The sequence below is a fragment of the Paenibacillus anaericanus genome, from assembly GCF_003994475.1.
Classification (GTDB): Bacteria; Bacillota; Bacilli; order Paenibacillales; family Paenibacillaceae; genus Fontibacillus; species Fontibacillus anaericanus.
Window position 1 is genome coordinate 1 of record NZ_RZNY01000088.1, and the last position, 781, is coordinate 781.

General features: G+C 42.8%; 1 protein-coding gene. It reads right to left on the bottom strand.

Features of this window, described 5'->3' with window-relative positions; translation table 11 throughout:
• Positions 1-713: transposase (locus tag EJP82_RS27810; RefSeq protein ID WP_170220328.1), on the bottom strand; the 713-nt coding region annotated here is incomplete at its 3' end.
• Positions 714-781: the final 68 nt, after the last annotated feature.

The window sequence follows — 781 nt, forward strand, 5'->3', positions numbered from 1 at the left end:
TAAGCGCCACTCGGCAGGACGAAACGAACAACCCGAAAAAAAATGGGATAAAACAAGTTCTCATGCAAATCCAAAAAATCAAAAGTAGACGTGGAAGGGACGAACTTGTAAATTTCGGGATGAGCCTTGATCTCTTTGGTTTGTTTTTTGGTGAGTGTCAGATAAACGTCCATATCAAACGTTCCACCAGAGGGCAAACGCAAGCCTGAAAGAATACCATTAGAATCTAAATCCTTTACCCGAATAACATAGTTCCACCCTTTGCGTTCAATATGCGCAAAATTGTTGTAACTTTCATAACCTCTATCGGCAGTAACAATGGTTTTGTCTTTAATGGAGGAACGGTCAACCATATCTGCTAGTGCTCTTCTCTCGTTACACAACCTTCGTGGCTGAACAATGGCATCCACGTAAAGTCTGCTGCACAAATCATAGGCTGCATTCAAATGCAGAAGGTTATAGCCTTTCGTGTTCGGCTGACTTTGAAAATAGGTGTCCGTATCCGCAGAGTCTGTTGCGATATGCAAATCGGAACCGTCAACAGCAAGTAATCGATACCCTCGGTAGTGCTTGATATCCGTATAGGTTTGCGTAAATTTGTGAAACAAGAATTCCAGAGCTGAAGGCAGGATTTTATTTCTCTGCTGGACAAAAGCAGAAGTGGTCGCGGTGTTTACGTCATAGCCTTGCGATTCTAAGAGTTCCTTATACATGCTGTTCCCACCCATGGAGATCAAGAGTTGCATAACCGTTTCAAAGGGTAGCTTTTTCTTTCGGGTAA